This window comes from Streptomyces sp. WY228, from assembly GCF_019287315.1.
In the GTDB taxonomy this organism is placed as follows: Bacteria; Actinomycetota; Actinomycetes; order Streptomycetales; family Streptomycetaceae; genus Streptomyces; species Streptomyces caviscabies.
This window is the reverse complement of the sequence record NZ_CP079114.1, coordinates 4860270-4878044: the sequence shown is the minus strand read 5'-3', so window position 1 is coordinate 4878044 and position 17775 is coordinate 4860270. Positions and strand designations below refer to the sequence as shown.

General features: G+C 73.6%; 15 protein-coding genes. 9 read left to right on the top strand and 6 right to left on the bottom strand.

What is annotated here, in order from left to right:
- Positions 1–61: 61 nt before the first annotated feature.
- Positions 62–694, bottom strand: coding sequence for a response regulator transcription factor (locus KV381_RS21280; protein ID WP_030087470.1), 633 nt, complete (start codon positions 692–694; stop codon positions 62–64).
- Positions 682–1902, bottom strand: a complete 1221-nt coding sequence (locus tag KV381_RS21275) for a sensor histidine kinase (protein WP_143665917.1) — start codon at positions 1900–1902, stop codon at positions 682–684. Before KV381_RS21275 ends, KV381_RS21280 begins: the two co-directional genes overlap by 13 nt.
- A gap of 334 nt (positions 1903–2236) precedes the next feature.
- Here KV381_RS21275 and lanL point away from each other — a divergent pair, with 334 nt between their 5' ends.
- From lanL to KV381_RS21235, 8 genes are all read left to right on the top strand, one after another.
- Entirely contained in the window at positions 2237–5155 is a 2919-nt protein-coding gene (gene lanL / locus KV381_RS21270; protein WP_218786004.1) for a class IV lanthionine synthetase LanL, read from the top strand.
- On the top strand, positions 5152–7227 hold the full coding sequence (locus tag KV381_RS21265) for a S9 family peptidase (protein ID WP_218786003.1): 2076 nt from the start codon (positions 5152–5154) through the stop codon (positions 7225–7227). The genes lanL and KV381_RS21265 overlap by 4 nt, the downstream gene beginning before the upstream one ends.
- On the top strand, positions 7224–7355 hold the full coding sequence (locus tag KV381_RS21260; protein ID WP_189460106.1) for an ALQxL family class IV lanthipeptide: 132 nt from the start codon (positions 7224–7226) through the stop codon (positions 7353–7355). Before KV381_RS21265 ends, KV381_RS21260 begins: the two co-directional genes overlap by 4 nt.
- Before the next feature lie 141 nt (positions 7356–7496).
- Entirely contained in the window at positions 7497–9284 is a 1788-nt protein-coding gene (locus KV381_RS21255; protein ID WP_078611280.1) for an ABC transporter ATP-binding protein, read from the top strand.
- Positions 9281–11089 (top strand): ABC transporter ATP-binding protein, encoded by a 1809-nt coding sequence (locus tag KV381_RS21250; protein WP_218786002.1) that lies wholly within the window; start codon positions 9281–9283, stop codon positions 11087–11089. Before KV381_RS21255 ends, KV381_RS21250 begins: the two co-directional genes overlap by 4 nt.
- A gap of 57 nt (positions 11090–11146) precedes the next feature.
- Positions 11147–11932, top strand: a complete 786-nt coding sequence (locus KV381_RS21245) for an SAM-dependent methyltransferase (RefSeq protein WP_030087458.1) — start codon at positions 11147–11149, stop codon at positions 11930–11932.
- Between the two features lie 93 nt (positions 11933–12025).
- Positions 12026–12457, top strand: coding sequence for a GNAT family N-acetyltransferase (locus KV381_RS21240; protein WP_030628175.1), 432 nt, complete (start codon positions 12026–12028; stop codon positions 12455–12457).
- Between the two features lie 234 nt (positions 12458–12691).
- Positions 12692–13147, top strand: coding sequence for a VOC family protein (locus KV381_RS21235; protein ID WP_218786001.1), 456 nt, complete (start codon positions 12692–12694; stop codon positions 13145–13147).
- 7 nt (positions 13148–13154) lie between these two features.
- Here the strand turns inward: KV381_RS21235 and KV381_RS21230 are convergent, their stop codons facing one another.
- Positions 13155–13352, bottom strand: coding sequence for a hypothetical protein (locus KV381_RS21230; protein ID WP_256995130.1), 198 nt, complete (start codon positions 13350–13352; stop codon positions 13155–13157).
- Between the two features lie 205 nt (positions 13353–13557).
- On the opposite strand from KV381_RS21230, the gene KV381_RS21225 reads away from it, so the two are divergent.
- Entirely contained in the window at positions 13558–13965 is a 408-nt protein-coding gene (locus tag KV381_RS21225; RefSeq protein WP_249628410.1) for a DUF6336 family protein, read from the top strand.
- 86 nt (positions 13966–14051) lie between these two features.
- Here the strand turns inward: KV381_RS21225 and KV381_RS21220 are convergent, their stop codons facing one another.
- The 3 genes from KV381_RS21220 to KV381_RS21210 form a co-directional block, all read right to left on the bottom strand.
- Positions 14052–16415, bottom strand: a complete 2364-nt coding sequence (locus tag KV381_RS21220; RefSeq protein ID WP_218785998.1) for a hypothetical protein — start codon at positions 16413–16415, stop codon at positions 14052–14054.
- Between the two features lie 250 nt (positions 16416–16665).
- Positions 16666–17382 (bottom strand): DUF6333 family protein, encoded by a 717-nt coding sequence (locus tag KV381_RS21215; protein ID WP_256995129.1) that lies wholly within the window; start codon positions 17380–17382, stop codon positions 16666–16668.
- A 105-nt stretch (positions 17383–17487) separates the two neighbouring features.
- The gene (locus KV381_RS21210) at positions 17488–17763 is read right to left on the bottom strand and encodes a hypothetical protein (RefSeq protein WP_256995128.1); all 276 of its coding nucleotides are present in this window, start codon (positions 17761–17763) and stop codon (positions 17488–17490) included.
- Between the last annotated feature and the right edge of the window lie 12 nt (positions 17764–17775).

Below are 17775 nucleotides of genomic sequence, written 5' to 3'. Positions count from 1 at the left end.
GCGGCGGCAGGTCAGAAGGGTGGCTCACACCAGCGATCCTCGGATGCCGCCCGCCTGCGGGTCAACGCCAGCCGTCCTCGCGGACCCGGGTCGCCAGGTCGATCTTGGTGTAGGTGGGCCGCCCCGCCTCCTGGTACTTGGCCTTCACCCGGTCCAGGTAGTACTTCGCCGTGTTCACCGTGATCCCGGCACGGCGGGCGGTCGCCTTCAACGTGAGCCCGGAGGCGTACCCCACCAGCACCTCGCGTTCCTGGGGAGAGAGCCGGGGGCGGGTCGAGCCCCGGTCGTAGGCCAGGGCGAAGGCCAGCTCCGGGGAGTGGGCGGTGCGCCCGGCCGCGATCTCGCGGACGGCTTCGACGAGGACGGACAGCTCGTGGTCCTTCGTGAGGAAGCCGTCGGCGCCGTCGGTGACGGCGGCGACGATCCGGTCGCGGTCCGCCACCACGCTGATCATCAGCACGCGGCTGCCGGCCGCCCGAAGGCGGCGGATGTTGTCGGCGGGCGGCCGGTCGTCCCGGAGCATGAGGTCCAGCAGGACGACGTCCGGCGGCGCCCAGGGGCCCGCGAGCAACTCGTCGACGGTGGCCGCGCACGCGACGAGGTCCAGCTCCTCGACTCCCGCGAACCACGACCGGATGCCGTCGCGCAGCATCCGGTCGTCGTCCACCACGGCGACGGTGATCACCCCGGCCATCTCAGCTCCACGCGGACACCCTCGCCGGGGGCGCTGTCCACGAAGGCCCGGCCGCCCACGCCGCGCATCCGGGCGTACACGGAACGGTCGAGCCCGATCCCGCCGGTGGCCTGCCGGACGGGACCGACCGGCCCCTCCGGTCCGCCCGACACCCCCGGTCCGGCGGCTCCGCCCGATGCCCTCGGTCCGGCGGCTCCGCCCGCATCGTCCGGTCCGCCGGGTCCGCCCGCTCCTTCCGGCCCGGCGGATCCGGTGTCGAAACCCCGGCCTCGGTCGACCACGGTGACGATCAGCCGGCCGGAGTCGCCGACGGCGGTCAGGAAGGCGTGTCCCGTACCGGCGTGGCACCGTACGTTGTTGAGGGCTTCGGTCGTGGCCCGTGCCATGGCCAGCGCTATCTCGCCGGGCACGGCGGGCGGCTCGTGGTAGCGGGCGGTCACCCGCAGCCCCAGCGCTTCGGCGGCGCGTACGGACTCTTCGAGTGCGGCCCGCACCTCGGAGGCCGGCTCACGGTCGTCCGCCTGCTCGACCAGCCTTCTCAGGTACGCGGCCTCCCGCGCGCAACGCTCGCGCATCATCGAGGTGTTGGCGTCGACGCCGCCGCGGGCGATGGCCGTCAGCGTGGCGAGGACGGTGTCGTGCAGGGCGTTGTGATGGGCGACGCGCTCCGCGAACCTGGCCCGCTGCGCCTCCGCGGCCAGCGCCCGCCGGTTGGCCGAATCGACCTGCTCGCCCTGCCGGCAGAGGTACCAGGTGAGCACCCAGGACACGACGGCGGAGAAGACCAGGGCGTTCAGATGGGCGCCGGTCACGGCGGCGTCCGCCGCCACCATGAGGTACCCGGCGAGATGGGTTGCCACCAGCAGGGCCACGGCGACGGCGAGGAGGCGCGCTCCGAAGGCGACGGCGGCCATCGCCGAGGCCGATCCGCCCAGGAGCATGACCCAGGCGACCGACTCCTGGGTGCGGGCCCCGCCCCAGGCGTACGCGCCGAAGGGCAGCAGGCAGCCGATCACCAGGACGTCGAGTCCCACGACCCAGGGAACGAGCCGCCGGTGCCGGGCCGCCATGAACCAGATGAGCGCGGTGGACGCGATGGCGGCACTCAGAGCCAGCCACGGGAACAGGCGGTCGCGCTGGTGCTGCGCGACCACGACGCCCCCGGCGACCAGGTGGCTGCCGCGATACAGCGCGGTGGCGATGACCATGGTCTTCCGGGCCCGGTGCAGCCCGGTTTCGGTTCTGTCGATCCGACGGCCCCCCTTGATCGCAACCCCCCAGAACGGGTGGTGCACCGGCCCCTCGGCGCACCGCTAACGTCACCCGTGGCGATCGGGGGATCGCCCGCGGCCACGATAGGCAGAGGTGGCCGAGGACGGTCCGCGATTCCCGGACAACTCGGCAGATCTTTCGATGCGCCCTGGCCGAAACACATATGACTGCTCGTCACATCAGATCATCGCCGCTTCCGCACCGCGCACCGGCTCCGCCCGGACCGTCAGGGTCCTGCCACCTCACCGCACCGGCAAGGAAGGATCGCCCGTGAGCACCGACCGCGACGAACACGACGGCGGCAGCTTCTTCGCGCTGGACACCGGCCTGCTGCCCGGCATCGTCGAAGGGGTGCTGCACCGGCGCGGTGCGACGCAATGGACGGTCGAGCAGGGGGAGTTCTGGTGCTCGGTCCGGCCGCGCGGCCACCGGAGCGGCGAGCAGGGCTGGAAGCTGCACCTGTCGGCCACACCGCTGTCCGCGGCCCTGGTCCTGGCGGTGGCGGCCGACGTCCTGGTGGAGGAACGGGCCTCGTTCAAGTTCGCGGGGGCCCTGGACCGGGTCGCCCTGCTGACGGGCGGGCGCGCCGATCGCGGTGGCGGCGGCAAGTTCATCACGGTCTACCCCGACGACCCGGAGCTGTTCCGCCGGCTGGCCCGGCGGCTGCACGCGGCGACGCTGGGACTGCGCGGCCCCCGCATCCTCTCGGACCGGCCGTACGCCCCGGGCAGCCTCGTCCACTACCGCTACGGGGTGTTCGGCGGGGTGCGGACGACGACGAACGACGGGGACACGGACGTACGGCTGCGCAACCCCGGCGGCGGGCTGGAGAAGGACCGGCGTCAGGCCTGGGTCACCACCCCCGCGTGGGCGCCGCCGCCGTTCCCGGAACCGGCGGCTTCCCCGGAGCCGACGGCTTCTCCGGAGACCACGCCGGGCCCGTCGCAGGAACAGGAGAAGGAGAAGGAGAAGGAGCCGACCGGACCGCGGAAGCGGACACCGACGCGGACACCGGGGAGGAAGTCCGTTCGCCTCAACGGCCGTTACATGGTCGCCAAGGCGATCCGGCACGCCTTCAAGGGCGGGGTGTATCGCGCGACCGACGAGACCACCGGACGTCAGGTCGTGGTGAAGGAGGCGCGGGCGCACGTGGGCGTCCGCATGGACGGCACCGACCTCCAGGACACCCTGCGCCACGAGGCCGAGACGCTGGAGGCGCTGGCCCCGCTGGGCTTCACTCCGGCCGCGATCGAGGTGTTCGCCCAGGGCGGCAACCTGTTCCTGGCCCAGGAATTCGTGCCGGGGCGGACGCTGCGCGACCGGCTGGTGGAGCACCCGGTGCGGGACCTCGCGGAGTTCCTGGCCCTGGGCCGGCAGATCGTGGACATCGTGGCGGCCGTCCACGGCACCGGGCGGGTGCTGCGCGACCTCTCGCCGAACAACCTGATGGTCACGCCGGAAGGCCGGGTCCGGCTCATCGACGTCGAGTACCTGGCTCCCGAGGGCGTCCCGGTCCGCCGCGGGTACACCCCCGGCTATGTCGGCCCCGAGGTGTCCTCGCTGCGGGACTACGACTTCACGGCTCCCACGTACGCGGGCGATCTCTACGGCCTCGGCGCGGTGCTGCTCCACCTGGCGACGGGTGTCGACATGCTCCTGGTCCCCGACGACCGCCCGATCGGCGACCGTACGCAGGCCCTGATCACGGCGGCGGTCGCCGATCACGCCTGGGCCGCACCGCTTCTGCCCCTGCTCCTCGCCCTCTGCGCCCCGCTCCCCGAGGAACGCTGGGAGCTGCCCCGGGTACGGAAGGCTCTCGCGGAGCTGCCCGGATCCGGCCACCGGCCCACCGGCGGAGGGAGCGGAAGGAACGGAGAGACCGGCGGAACCCGGGTGACGGGCCCGGGCGCCACCGGTGGGAGCGGCGTTCCGGCCCTGTCCGGCGAGGAGCGCGAGCGGCTGATCGCCGATGGCATCGCGTACCTGCTCCGCACCCGTCCCGGCAGCGGCGGACACCTCTGGGACGTCAGCGCGTTCGGCGCGACCACCGACCCGCTGAACGTCCAGTACGGCTCGGCCGGCGTCCTCGCCGTGCTCACCCGGGCCGCGGCGGCGGGCGCGGGGCCCGACGTCCGGCGCGGGGTGGCGGAGCTGACGGAGTGGACACGGCGGCGTCTCGCCGGTCTTCCCACCGGCCGGACACCCGACGGAACGCTCCTGCCCGGGCTGCACTTCGGCCGCTCCGGCACGGCCTGGGCGCTCCTCGACGCGGCCCTGCTGCTGGGCGACGAGGACGTCGCCGCCGAGGCGTCCGCACTGGCGCGCGCGGTCCCCGTCGACTGGCCCAACCGGGACATCTGCCACGGGGCGGCGGGGGCCGGCATGACCCAGCTGCACTTCTGGCGGACGACGGGTGATCCGGTCTTCCGCGACCGGGCGGTCGCCTGCGCCGACGCGATCATCGCGGCGGCCGAGGATCACCCCGCCGGGGTGATCTGGCCCGTCCCGGCCGCCTTCGACTCGAACCTCGCCGGAGCCCGCCACTACGGGTTCGCCCACGGCATCGCGGGGATCGGCGCGTTCCTGCTGGCCGCCGGGGTGGCGGCGGAACACGAGGGGCTCCTCTGGGCGGCCGGCCGGGCGGGCGACACCCTGGTGAACCTGGCCCGGTTCGAGCACGGCCGGGCGGTCTGGCCGGCCGGGGACCGGGACGCCGACGGACCGGTGGGGCAGACGCACTGGTGCAGCGGCTCCTCGGGCATCGGCACGTTCCTGGTCCGGCTCTGGGCCCGGACCGGCGACGAACGCCACCGGGAGGCGGCCGTACAGGCGGCGGCCGGAGTGCGGGAGGCCATGTGGCTCTCCTCCCCCGCCGCCTGCCACGGGCTCGCCGGGAACGCGGAGTTCCTGCTCGACATGTCCGCCGCGCTCGACGACCCCCGGTACCGCGACCGGGCCGGGGAGCTGGCCGCGTGCATCCACACCCGTGCCGTCCGACGCGACGGCCTGCTGGTGGTGCCCGACGAGTCGCTGGAGGCGGTCACGGGCGGCTACCAGACCGGTGTCGCCGGAACGGTCGGCATGCTGCTGCGCCTGCGGGACGGGGGCCCGCGGCTCTGGATGCCGGACACTCCGGAACTCTTCGCGCCCGCCGACCGGCACCCGCGTACCGCGGTGGGGGTGCGATGACCCGGCGGCCGGAGCGCATCAGCTTCCGCTTCTCGGCACGGTCCCGGTTCGCCGCCTGTCTGGTGGCCACGGCCGACGGCGCGCTGGCCCCGGGGTGGTGGGACCTCGACGGCACGCACCCTCCGTACGCCGGTGACCCGCCCCGCTACCGGGAGGGCGCCCCGGCGGAGACCACCGCCACCCAGGTGCTGCCGACCGAGGACGGCGGGCTGCTGCGACTGCGCGGCGCGGCGGGCTCCGGCCGCCACCTGCTCCTGCTGTCCCGCCCCGCGCCCGCCTCGGCCGCGGCCACGGCCACCGGGACTTCGCTCGCCGGGCCCCGGGTGCCGTACTCGGCCGAGCGCGAACTCAGGGGCCCGTCCCCGGCCGGGCCCGGGCTCAAGGACCCGGCCCCGCCCGAGGAGTTGGCCGTCGAGGCGCGGGGCCTGCGCCTGGTGCCCGGCGGGCCGCCCGGCACGCTCGCGCTGGCGGTGGAGACCACCCACGACGGCCGTACCCGCGTCCGGCGGGTCCGTGCCACGCCACTGCGGCTGAGCGATCCCGTGATCCTGCCGGGCCGGGTGACCGCCCTCCTGCCGCTGGACGGGACGGGCCGCCGCTACGCCACGGACCTCGAAGGGCCGGACGGATACCGCCCGGTCTCCCTCGACCTGCGCGACGGGACGTGGCGCGCTCTCCCGTCCCCGGCGAACGGCCGCATCCACCGGCTGCTGCTCTCGGCACCGGCCTCGGGGCTGCTGCTGACGGCGAGCGACCCCGGCGACGGGCGGCTGCGCATCGCCCACGCGGCCCTCGGCGACCGGACCCGGCTCAGCTTCCCGGACCGGCTCAACTCCCTGGACGGCGCGGTCCTTCCGCTGGCCGCCGACCCGGCGGGTGAGCGGGTGGCGCTGCGGGTCACCCGGGGCGCGCGGGCCCGCCTCTTCCTGTACGACGTGGGGGCGGACCGGCCCCGGCCCGCCGCGCTGCCGCCGGGCGCGTTCCACCCCGTCGCCGGCTGGAGCACGGGCGGGCTGCGCGTCGTGTACGCGACCCCGGACCGTCCCACCGACCTGGTCACCGTCCCGGACACCGCCGCGCACCCCGACCCCGCCTCGACCGCCGCGCACCCCGACCCCGCCTCGTACGACGCCCCGTCCAGCAGCCTCGGAGCACCCTCCAACACCCCTGACGCGGAGGGGACTTCGCACGCCGCGACCGAGTGGTTCGCCACCCCGTCCGGGCGGTTCGAGGCCGTCGTCCTGGGCGACCGGCGCACCGCGCCCACCGTCGTCGTCGCGCTGCACGGCGGCCCGGAGGACCACTGGACGCTCGGCCACGACCCGGTGCTCGCGCGCCTGTCGGACGCCGGGGCGGCGGTGGTGGCCCCCAACCAGCGCGGCAGCACCGGCTACGGCCGGGCCCACGCGGAGGCGATCCACGGCGCCTGGGGCGTGCCCGACCTCGCGGACATCCGCTCCCTGGTCCGTACGCTCACGGAGCAGCGCCCGCCGGACGCCGAACCGCCCGTGCTCCTCGGCACCAGCTACGGGGGCTTCCTCGCGCTGCTGGCGGTGTGCGCCGACCCGTACGCCTGGGCACGCTGCGCGGTGATCGCCCCGTTCCTGTCCGCGCGCGGACTGCGCGAGCGGTCGTCGCCCGCCGTGCGCGCCCTGATCGACCGGCACGGCCTGGGCGAGCCGCCGGACGACGACCTCGGCCCCCGGGACGTCGAACGCCTCGCCCACCGCATCCGCGTACCGCTGCTCGCCCTGCACGGCTGTGACGACCCCGTCGTGCCGGTGGACGAGACGCGTCGGCTGCGCCAGGCCCTGGCGCGGGCGGGCGGCCCGCAGCGCGCACTCGCACCCCACGACTGCCTCGACATCCCGGGAGCGGGCCACCATCCGCTCCAGGAGCGGGGCGGCGCCGGACTCACCGACCGGCTGGTGAGCTTCCTGACGGCCCGGGCCCCGGACCGCCGCCGCACCCTCGCTCCCCCTGAACTCACGGTCGCCGACGCGGCCGTGCGACACCGCCGGTCCCCGGCGGTGTTCGGGCACATCACTCACGACGAAAGGACACCACCATGATCGACAACACCATGACCGTCGACGTCGACGAGCTGCAGACCCTGGAGGGCGAGGAGTCCGTCGCGCTGGCCGGCTGCACCCGGACGTGTACCTGGACCTGCTCCATCACCAGCATCGAGCAGCAGTAGCAGCCGTGCGCCGGACGGGCCCCTCCCGGGCCCGTCCGGCGCACGCCGTGTCTCCCGTACGCACGACTCACCGCGATCCGTGCCCGTCACCCGTGCCCGCCCGCCCCCGGGCGGGAGCCACGGACGGCCGGAAGGAGTTCGATGACGTCTCCCCGGCGACTGGTGTGGGACGCGACCGCCCGGACGCGTGGCTGGTTCGTCCTCGCCTCCGCCACAGCCGTCCTGGGGTCGGCCGGCACGCTGGCGTTCCCCTGGGCCATGGCGCGGGCCCTGGACGCGGTCGTCGCCCGGCGGTCCGTCACCGGTCCCGTCCTCGTGTGCGCCGCACTCCTCGCCCTCGTCGTCACCACCGGTGCCCTTCAGACCCTCGCCAACGGGGGGTACGGCTCCGGCACGGTGGCCGCCCTCCGCCGGTCCCTGGCCCGGCGCGCCCTGGACGCCGGGGTGCCGGGGACGGCGGACTTTCCCGCCGGGGACCTCGCGGGGCGGCTCTCCGCGGGGTGCGCGCAGGCCGGGTCGGCCGGTGTCACGCTGGTCACCGCTTCGACGGCGGTGCTCACCTCGCTCGGCGGGGTGGTCGCGCTGTGGCTGCTCGACTGGCGGATCGGGCTCTGCTTCTCGCTGGGCGTACCGCCGTTGGCGCTCATCGCCCGGATGTTCATGAACCGCGGCTCGGGGCTGTTCCTCCGGTACCAGGAGACCCAGGGAAGGATCTCCGCCCTGCTCCTGGAGGCGCTCGGCGGGGCCCGGACCATCGGCGCGAGCGGCACGGCGGCGGCCGAGACCCGCCGGGTCCTGGATCCTCTCCCGGAACTGTCCCGCACCGGGCACCGCGTCTGGGCGCTCCAGCGGGACACCGGGTGGCAGGTGGGCCTGCTGATCCCGGCCGTGGAGGTGCTGGTGCTCTGTGCCGGAGGTCTCGCCCTGCTCCGCGGTGACATCAGTGCGGGCGAACTCGCCGCGGTCGTCGGCTACACGGCGCTCGCGATGGCCGCGCTGGACCAGCTCGACGCCCTCTTCGCGCTCGGCATGTCGGCCGCCGGTGCGCGCCGGGTCGCCGAGGTCGTCGACCAGCCGGTCCCGGCCCCCGGCACCCGCGCGCGCCCGGCGGGCGGCTCCGGCACGGTGACCCTGTCGGGGGTGACGGTCCGTTCGGGCGCCCGGACCGTCCTGGACGCCGTGGACCTCGTCGTCCCGGCGGGCACGGCGCTCGCGGTGGTCGGCCGGTCCGGGGCGGGCAAGAGCACCCTGGCGGCGCTGATCGGGCGACTGCGGGAGCCCGACGCGGGCCTGGTCGCCATCGACGGCGTACCGCTGCGGGAGCTGAGCCCCCAGGCCCTGCGCGCCGCCGTCGGCTACGCCTTCGAGCGGCCCGCGCTGCTGGGCACGACGGTGGCCGGGATGATCGCCTTCGCCCGCCCGGACGCCTCCCACGAGGAGGTGACGGCGGCTGCCGCGTCCGCCCGGGCGGACGACTTCATCGCCCGCCTCCCGGGTGGCTACGACACCCCGCTCACGGAGGCACCGCTCTCCGGCGGAGAGGTCCAACGCCTGGGGCTCGCCCGGGCGTTGGTCCACGATCCGGCGGTGGTCGTCCTGGACGACGCGCTGTCGAGCCTGGACACCGCCACGGAGGCACGGGTCGGCTCCGCGCTCGCCTCGGCCTGGTCGGGCCGCACCCGGGTGCTGATCGCCCACCGGGTGTCGACCGCCGCGCGGGCCGACCTGGTGGCCTGGCTGGAGGACGGCCGGGTCCGCGCCCTGGGCCCGCACGCGGATCTGTGGCAACTCGACGACTACCGGGCCCTGTTCGCGGCGAGCACCGGCCCGGAGACCGCCCCGGACCGCGATACGGGGTCCGGAGCCGAAGCGTGGACCGGCCGGGACACGCCCCCGCACACGAACCCGCACGCCCAGGAGCCGGTATGAGCGAGGCAGCCCCGCGCCCCATCGACCGGCACCTGTTCGCCGGGTTCCTGCGCCGGCACCGCGGGGCGGCGGTCGCGGTGGCGGGATGGTCCCTGCTGGAGGCGGTTCCGGCCCTCGCCTCCGGGCTGCTCGTCGCCGCCGCCCTGGACCGGGGCTTCCTCGCGGAACGGCCCGCCGAAGGCTTCTTCTGGATCGGCCTGCTCGGGGCCGCGATGGTCTTCCGCGCCCTGATGACCCGGACCCTGACACCGTGGCTGGGGCGGATCGTGGAACCGCTGCGGGACGACCTGGTGACGGCGGTGGCAGCGGGGGCCGTGCAGCGCGCGGCGGCGGGGGCCCGGGACACGGCGGGCGCGGGCGTGGCCCGGCTGACGGTACAGGTCGAGACCGTGCGGTCGCTGGTGTCCGCCCTGCTGCGCTCGGCCCGGCAGCTGGGCGTCTCCCTGCTGATGGCGTTCGTGGGCCTGGCCGCCCTGTCCGCCCCGGTGGCGGCGCTCACCCTGCCCCCGGTCCTGCTCACCCTGCTCCTCTGCGTCCCTCGCCTCCGCGTCCTCGCCCGCCGCCAGCGCCGCCAACTGCGGGCGGAGGAGCGCCTCACGGGCGTCGCGGGCGAGACCTTCGACGGCATCCGGGACGTCGTCGCGTGCGGCGCCCGGGACCGGGTGGCCGACGAGCTGTCCGCCCGGATCACCGACCACCGGGACGCGGCCAGGGCGGTTGCCCGGACCGCGTCGGCCAACACCCTGCTGGTGTCGCTGGGCAGTCATCTCCCGCTGCTGGTCCTGCTGTTGTCGGCCTCACGGCTCCTGGACAGCGGTGCGCTGTCGGTGGGCGAACTGCTGGGCGCGACCAGCTACCTGGTCAGCGGAGTGGCTCCGGCCCTGCGCTCGCTCGTCGCCGTACTCGGCTCCTGGGGCGTGCAACTGGCGACCGTACTGAGCCAGTTGAGCCGCTCGACACGTGAAGCGCGGCCCGGCCCCCCGGGGGGTCAAGGCCCGGCCCTCCCCCCGCGAACCCGACGGACCCCGCGAACCCCGCAGACCCCGCGAACCCCGCTGACCCCGCTGACCCCGAGTTCCCCGGACCTGTCCCTGGTGAACGTCGTCTACGCGTACGGCCCGGGAGCGGCACCCGTCATCGACGGGCTCTCCCTCGACATCCCGGCCGGCTCACATCTGACGGTCGTCGGGCCGAGCGGTGCGGGGAAGTCCACTCTCACCACGCTGCTGGCCGGGCTGGCCGGGCCGGACAGCGGCCGGCTGACCCTGGGGGGCGTACCCGTGACGGAGGTCGACCGGGCCTGGCTCCACCGGGCGGTGACCCTGATCCCGCAGGAGGCGTACGTGTTCACCGGCACCGTGCGGGACAACCTGCGCTACCTGCGTCCACAGGCGCGGGACACCGACATCCTCGCGTCGGCGACGGCCGTGGGCGCCCGGACCCTCGTGGACCGGCTCGGCGGCCTGGACGCGCCCGTCGGGCTGGACGGGCCCCCGCTCTCCTCCGGTGAACGGCAGCTCGTGGCCCTGGCCCGCGCACATCTGTCCCCCGCGTCGATCGTGCTGCTGGACGAGGCGTGCTGCCACCTCGACCCGGCGGCCGAGGAGCGGGCCGAGCGGGCCTTCGCGACCCGGGGCACCACGCTCGTCGTGGTGGCGCACCGCATCAGCTCCGCGCTGCGCGCGCCGCGCGTCCTGGTACTCGACGGCGAGCGCACGGCCGTCGGCACTCCCGCCCAACTCCTCGACAGCAGCCCGCTCTACGCGGATCTGGTGGGTCACTGGGTCTCCGCCGGGGCTCCGTAGGCGTGTGGCAGACTGCGTCGACTGAATGGTCCACACCACGTGTATCTGGAGTTCGGTATGACGGCACAGGCGCCTCACCCCCCGATAGACACCAGCAAGCCCCACTCGGCGCGGGTCTACGACGCGCTGCTCGGCGGCAAGGACAACTACCCGGTGGACCAGCAGGTGGCCGAACTCCTGCCCGTCGAGGCGAAGATCGGCGCTCACCAGCAGCGCGCCTTCATGAACCGGGCGACCGCCTGGCTGGCGGGCCAGGGCGTGACGCAGTTCCTGGACATCGGCACGGGCATCCCCACCGAGCCGAACCTGCACCAGACGGCCCAGGAGATCCGCCCCTCGGCCCGGGTCGTCTACTGCGACAACGACCCCATCGTCCTGCGTCACGCGGAGGCGCTGCTGATCAGCCGGCCGGAGGGCGTCACGGACTACGTCCACGCCGACGTCCGCGAGCCCGCGATCATCCTCGACGCGGCCCGCGAGACCCTGGACTTCGACCGCCCGATCGCCCTGTCGCTCCTCGGCCTGCTCCACTTCCTCCCGGACGCCGAGGACCCGATCGGCATCATCCGTACGTTCACGGACGCCATGGCCCCCGGCAGTTACGTCGTGCTGTCCCACGGCGCGTCCGACGTGAACGCGGAGAAGGGGGAGCAGGCCGGGGACGAGTACAAGAAGGGCGGCATCCAGCTGGCCCTGCGGACACGGGAGGAGTTCTCCCGGTTCTTCGAGGGCCTGGAGATCGTCGCCCCCGGCCTGGTGAAGGCCCCGGAGTGGTACACCGGAACCCCCGCGCCCGAGCAGGAGCACAGCGGCATGTACGTCGCGGTGGCCCGGGTCCCGTAGGTGGTGAAGGCCTCCTGGCGGCCGGAGAGCGGTACGCGGCCGACCACGGCGGTGCCCGCGCGGGCCGCCCCGGCACCGGCCAGGGGCTGGGCGCTGCGCGCCGCGGAACCGGCCGACGTCGAGCCGATCGCGGAGTTGCGGGCCACGGTCATGCGGGCGGACCTGGAACGCCTCGGGCGTTACGACGAGCACCGGGTACGGCAGCGGCTGCGGGACTCGTTCTCCGCGCGGCACACATCGGTGATCACGGTCGACGGTGAGCTCGCGGGCTGCGTGACGGTCCGGCCCGCCGAGGACGGACTGTGGCTGGAGCACTTCTACCTGGCCCCGAGGCATCAGGGCCGAGGCCTCGGATCCGCCGTGCTGAACTCGCTGCTGGAGCGAACGGACGCACAGGCCCTGACCGTCGGCCTGAACGTCCTGAACGGCAGTGCCGCCCGTCGGCTCTACGAACGCCACGGCTTCGTCGTTGAGTCGCAGGACCAGGTCGACGTCTTCCTGGTGCGCGCGCCGGGCGGCGGGTGACCGCATCGCTGCCGCACCGCGCACAACCCCGTACGGCCCTCCCCGGTCCTACAGTCAGCCGCGAGGACCGATCACGGTCAACGCCGCGCCGGAGCCCGCGCGGAAGGCCACCACGTCCGGGACCTGGCGCTGGACGTACTTCGGCAACACCACCTCCGGCCCGAAGTCGTCGACCGGGGACCGGGCGGAGGTGCAGTAGGGGTGGCTGTCGGCCCCGTCTGGAACGCTCGGGGCATGGAGATGACGCTGCAGCTGACGATCGACTGCTCCGACCCGCAGAGGATGGTGGCCTTCTGGTCCGAGGCCCTGGGTTACGTTCCCGAGCCCGCGCCGGACGGGCATGCCACGTGGCGTGCCTACTGGGCGTCGATGGGGGTGCCGGCAGAAGAGCTGCCGCCCGGCGCCGGGGACGTACCGGAGTCGATCGTCGATCCTGCCGGGCGGGGGCCGAGGGTGTGGTTCCAGGCGGTCCCGGAGCCGAAGGCCGCCAAGAACCGGTGGCACTTCGACCTGAAGGTCGGCGGGGGCCGTGACGTCCCGCTGGAGGAACGCACCCGACGGGTCGAGGCCGCGGTGGAACGGCTGGTCGAAGCCGGCGCCACCGTGCTGCGGATCAAGGACGAGCCGGAGGCCGGCTTCTACGCCGCCGCCATGCAGGATCCCGAGGGCAATGAATTCGACGTCGTCTGAAGGCCGTTCACTCCCGGCCGAGCCATGCGAAGAGCGGGTGGGTAGCGACGAAGTAGTGGGCGCTGACGTGGCCGCGCTCCTTGTCGAGCAGGGGCGGGGCCCCGTCGCGGTAGATGTGGCGGAGGTAGCGGCGGCGGATCGGCGCTCCTGCGATCAGCAGCACGGGTGAGGCGACGAGGAAGGCCGGCCAGAGCAGAGCCCGCACGGCCCTGATCCTGATTCTTTCGGATCGCTTCTCGTACCGCATGCCCTCAGTGTGCTGGTCCGCCGGGTCCGGCGTCTCGTGCGGCAACACGCCTTCTTCGTAGACTTCGCCGCGTCGTGACCACGGGCGCGACAGACGCGACAGACACGCCGGGCACGCCAGGCACGACGGCACGGTGACGACAGGGGGCACGCACATGGTCCGCATGAGCAGAGGGGCGGACGGGGTGCTCGAACCGCGGCTGCGGCTCGGCGGTGTCGTGGTGCGTGGCGCGGTGTACGGCGGAATCGTCGCGCTCTGCGTGGTCGTCGCCGCGTTCGTCCTGCGGGAGCACGACGCCCGTGTCGACCTGCTGGAGGCGACCGCCTTCCTGGGGCTCCTGACCGGCGCGGTCCTCCTGCTGACCGGACTGTTCTTCTGGGCGAGCAGCTCCGGAGAGGTCCTGCGCTGGCGTGACTTCTTCGCGACCGGCGGTCCCCATGACGTGGTCGCCATCGCCGGACCGGCCCTGGTCCGCACCGGTGTCGCCCTGCTGGTGCCGGTGCCGTTCGCCTTCGGTCTCGGCGAGCTCGTCGCGTCGGCGGCGTACGGCTCGTGGCTGTGGGGTGCCTGAGCCCGCCCCGTACAGCGCGGTGAAGGGCTCCACCCGGGGTGCGGGTGGAGCCCTTCGCTCTCACGGTGCGTACTGCCCCCGTACGGCTACTCCTGGACGGTCCCGCGGCGTCGGCGCATCCACCACATCAGCGTTCCGCCGGCCACCGCGAGCGCGGCGGCGGCGCCCGCGATGAGGCCGACCGGGGCGCTGCTGCCGGTGTCGGCGAGGTCGCCGTCCGGGTCCGGCCTGTTGCCGGGCGGGGTCGGGGTGCCGTGGTCACCGGGGGTGGTGGGGTCCGGGGCCGGGGACGACGGCGGGTCGGTCGGCTTGCCGGGGTCCGACGGGGTCGGCGTCGGGGTGGGGTCGCCGCCCGGGTCCTCGCCGCTTCCCTCGTCCGCGGGGCCCGCGCCGAGGTAGACCGTGTCGAGGTCGCGGTACGAAGCGTCGTCGGACTTACGGGAGTTGGTGACGGTGTTGCCCAGGTCCCGGTTCTCCGCCTCGAACTGGGCCTTCGGGATGTTCCGCTTCGGCTGCTTCGAGAAGTCGACGCCGCCGACTCCCTGGTTGTAGACCTTGCCGCCGTACTTCAGCTCGAACCACTCGATCCCCTTCTTGATCGAGTCCATGTAGCGGTTCCAGACCTGCTCACGGGTCCAGTCCTTGTTGGGGTCGCGCAGCGTCCACGGGGTCACGTCGTTGCTGTCGATGATCGCGCGGAAGTCCGTGGGCTTCTTGGCGTCCTGCTGCCGGATGTACTCGGCGGCGACCCGGGCGGTGTACACGGCCCGCAGGTCGGCGTAGTCGCGGTCGGTGTTGACGCGCTCCTCCACGAGCGGCATGACGTTCGTGGCGATGGACCGCTCGATCGCCTTCTTCTCCGCGTCGGAGAGGTCCGTGCACTCGGTGGAGCCGGGGACGGTGTAGTCCACGTCGAGCCACTGGGTGCTGACCTTGAGGGGCGCGTCGAGGATGTGGATCCCGCCGTCCTCCTCACGGACCTGGGCGGGCTTGGGCTCGATCCACATCCGTACACCCGGGAAGCACGGCATGCCGTTCCGGCGCGGCGCGGTGTCCCAGTACCGTTTGGCGCCGGGGTGCTTGTCGGGGTTCACGGCCTCGCTGAAGTCGTGCTTCATCTCCAGGTCGGCCTCCAGGAGTACGCGGCCGGCGTCGGTCTTGCCGAACTTCGCGTCCATGACCTTGTTCGGCTGGTCCGGGTTCAGGTTCACCCAGAACTTCTCGGGGGTGAGCGCCAGCCAGGTGAACAGGGCGTCGGAGGAGAGCTGCATCCGGACCTCGCCGCCGAAGCCGGGGTTGTTGTCCGGGTCGGGCATCTGGTCGGACTTCATGGAGTACGACATGCCCTTGCCCTTGCCGAGCCCGCCGACGTAACGGAGTTCGAGGGTGGTGAAGTCGACGCCGCCCGGGCCGCCCCTGGGGAGGGTGCCGCGCGGGTCGAGACGGTTGGCGTCCCGCTGGAAGCGCTTCGCCTCTTCGAGGGTCTTGCCGGAGGACAGGGCGCGCTCGTTGGCGGGGCCCCGGGTGCCGCAGGTGTTCGCGCCGGCCGCCATCGTGCGGGTGCCGGTCTGGCAGGCGGGGGCGAACCAGCGCTGGTGGTCGGAGTAGCCGCGGATCGGGGTGGTCTTCGGGACCGGGTTGTACATGCGCTGGTTGCCCCGGACCTGGCCGGTCTTCCCGCCGCGCATGTTCCGTACGTCGCGTTCCAGGTCGGCGATGTGCTTGGCCTGGCCGGCGGTGAACTTCTTCGCGCCGGTGTAGCGGAAGGTGTGGTCCGACATCGACCGGGCGACGACGCGGTCGTTCGCGAGCTGCTTCGCCGTCAGCTTGGAGTTCGACTTGAACTCGTTGAACTCCTTCTTCGCCTTGTTGTAGGCGTCGTACCGGCGTTCGCCGACCTTCTCACCGTTCTGGTCGAACAGCTCGACGGTGACCTCGCACAGCCAGTCCGGGCCGATCAGCTTGTAGTCGCGGACCAACTGCCGCTCGAAGCCCGACCCCTTGTGGTTGTTGACCTGGTTGCGGATGTACCGCTTGTCGAACCAGTGCCGGAAATTCAGGCCCTCTTTGTTCGCGAAATACCGGGCGTAGATCTCCATCGCACGGTCGGCGGGCTTCCCCGAGGCGTCGGCGATCTTCTTCCAGGCGGCGACGTTCTTCTCCGGATTCCCGGGCACCTGGGACAGGGCCTTGTTCTTCTCGGCGGCGGTCGGGGTCTGCAACCCGTCGTACGCCTGGCCGGGAAGATCGAATTCGAAGTTCTTCGGGAGGGCGCGGTCCTTGTGGATCGGACCGGTGAGGTTGTCGGGGAATCCGGAGTCCGCCGGGGTCTTCGCGGCGGGCGGCATTCCGTTCCTGGTGTCGCAGCGCTTCCCCGAGCCGGGCTTCAGCTTCGCCGAGACGGGCGGGCCGGCCGCCTGGGCGGTCTCGACGGCGGGCAGACCGGTCACCGTGACAGCGGCGGCCAGGCCGAAGGCGGCGGCTAAGCGGGCCGCGAACCGCCACCTGGACGGTATTCGGAGCGAGTGGTTCAAGGCTTCGTCTTCCCTCTCGTGCGGGGCCCTGAGGGGTCGAGGGCGGCACGCCAGGCCCCCGTGACATGTACGCGCCGCCCGACCACCATAGGGCCCGCACGCCCTGCGGGAAGAAGAATTTCAGGGCGTGTCGAAATAGCCCAACTCTTTTGTTGTGACTACGAGTTCACACAAAATACAAGGCCTCCATACTCTGCACCGCATCCTCCGAATGCCGCACCCGGAACGCGGTCGTCTGCAATTCCTCCCACCCCCACGGATCCGAGGGCCCCAACGCCAGTCCGGCCAGCCGCGCCCATTCGATCTCGTTCGCGGCCTCCCGCAGGTCGACGCCCGCGTTGTCGAGCTGCCACCTCTTCACCTCCAGCGAGGCGATCACCGCGTGCGGGTCGCCGCTGACGACGAACGGCTCGTCCTCGGGCCAGCCGGAGGCGTGGAACATCGCCCCGTCCGGCAGCCACACGAGGTCCTCGGTGTGCTCCATGCCGCCGCGGTAGGCGACCCGGCCCACGATCCGCGCATCGGGGAACCGCTCGCGCAGCTCCGTGGCCGCCGCTCTCAACGGCTCGTCGTTGCCGTCGGCCGCGAACGCCGGATTCACGATGCTCAGCATCGAACCCCACGCGCCGGCGTGGACGACGTCCAGGTCGGCGCGCACGGACGACGGCAACGGCGTCAGCACCGAGCGCGGCCCGATGTCCTCCAGAACCTCCTCGACGCCCTCGAACGACCCGGCGAACGCACGCGCCGCCGCCGGGTCCTGGGGAGGCAGACCGCGCGCGTCGACGTCGAACGGCGGTTGGGCCACGGTGAGATGGCACAGCCCCATGGAGCCGCGCACGATCCGGTCCGGTGCGGATGTCCAGTCATCGGTGTCGGTCATGCGGGCCACCGTAGTGGGCCTCGACGACACGCAGTCGAGAGCCGGAGCCCAGAGCCGGAGCCGAGGGTCGAGGGCCGGAGCTGCGGGACAGCCTCTCGGTCCCGGTCAGGCCGTCCGACCGATCGCGGCCCGGGCCGCCAGGCGGAGTTCCTTGACCGTGTCGTAGAGGGCCCGTTCCCGGCGGGCCGGGGCGACGAAGCGGTCCGTCAGCTCGTCGACGACGGCCTGGTCGGGGTGGTCCGCACGCAGCGCGGCCAGGACGGCGTCCATGGCGAGGTCGCGGTCGTGGAGGGCGCCGAGGTAGCGGGCGTACGCGTCACGGCGGTGCCGGCGGCTCTGCTGGGCGTGCTGGGAGCGTGCCTGGGAACGGCCGTTGACCATCGCCGCCCCCCA

Excerpts from the sequence above, each read along its gene's own strand:
- KV381_RS21260 (WP_189460106.1), top strand. The coding sequence starts at position 7,224 with ATGATCGACAACACCATGACCGTCGACGTCGACGAGCTGCAGACCCTG.
- KV381_RS21280 (WP_030087470.1), bottom strand. The coding sequence starts at position 694 with ATGGCCGGGGTGATCACCGTCGCCGTGGTGGACGACGACCGGATGCTG.
- KV381_RS21225 (WP_249628410.1), top strand. The coding sequence starts at position 13,558 with ATGAGCAGAGGGGCGGACGGGGTGCTCGAACCGCGGCTGCGGCTCGGC.
- KV381_RS21210 (WP_256995128.1), bottom strand. The coding sequence starts at position 17,763 with ATGGTCAACGGCCGTTCCCAGGCACGCTCCCAGCACGCCCAGCAGAGC.
- KV381_RS21250 (WP_218786002.1), top strand. The coding sequence starts at position 9,281 with ATGAGCGAGGCAGCCCCGCGCCCCATCGACCGGCACCTGTTCGCCGGG.
- KV381_RS21275 (WP_143665917.1), bottom strand. The coding sequence starts at position 1,902 with ATGGTCATCGCCACCGCGCTGTATCGCGGCAGCCACCTGGTCGCCGGG.
- KV381_RS21235 (WP_218786001.1), top strand. The coding sequence starts at position 12,692 with ATGGAGATGACGCTGCAGCTGACGATCGACTGCTCCGACCCGCAGAGG.
- KV381_RS21215 (WP_256995129.1), bottom strand. The coding sequence starts at position 17,382 with ATGACCGACACCGATGACTGGACATCCGCACCGGACCGGATCGTGCGC.
- KV381_RS21255 (WP_078611280.1), top strand. The coding sequence starts at position 7,497 with ATGACGTCTCCCCGGCGACTGGTGTGGGACGCGACCGCCCGGACGCGT.
- KV381_RS21265 (WP_218786003.1), top strand. The coding sequence starts at position 5,152 with ATGACCCGGCGGCCGGAGCGCATCAGCTTCCGCTTCTCGGCACGGTCC.
- KV381_RS21245 (WP_030087458.1), top strand. The coding sequence starts at position 11,147 with ATGACGGCACAGGCGCCTCACCCCCCGATAGACACCAGCAAGCCCCAC.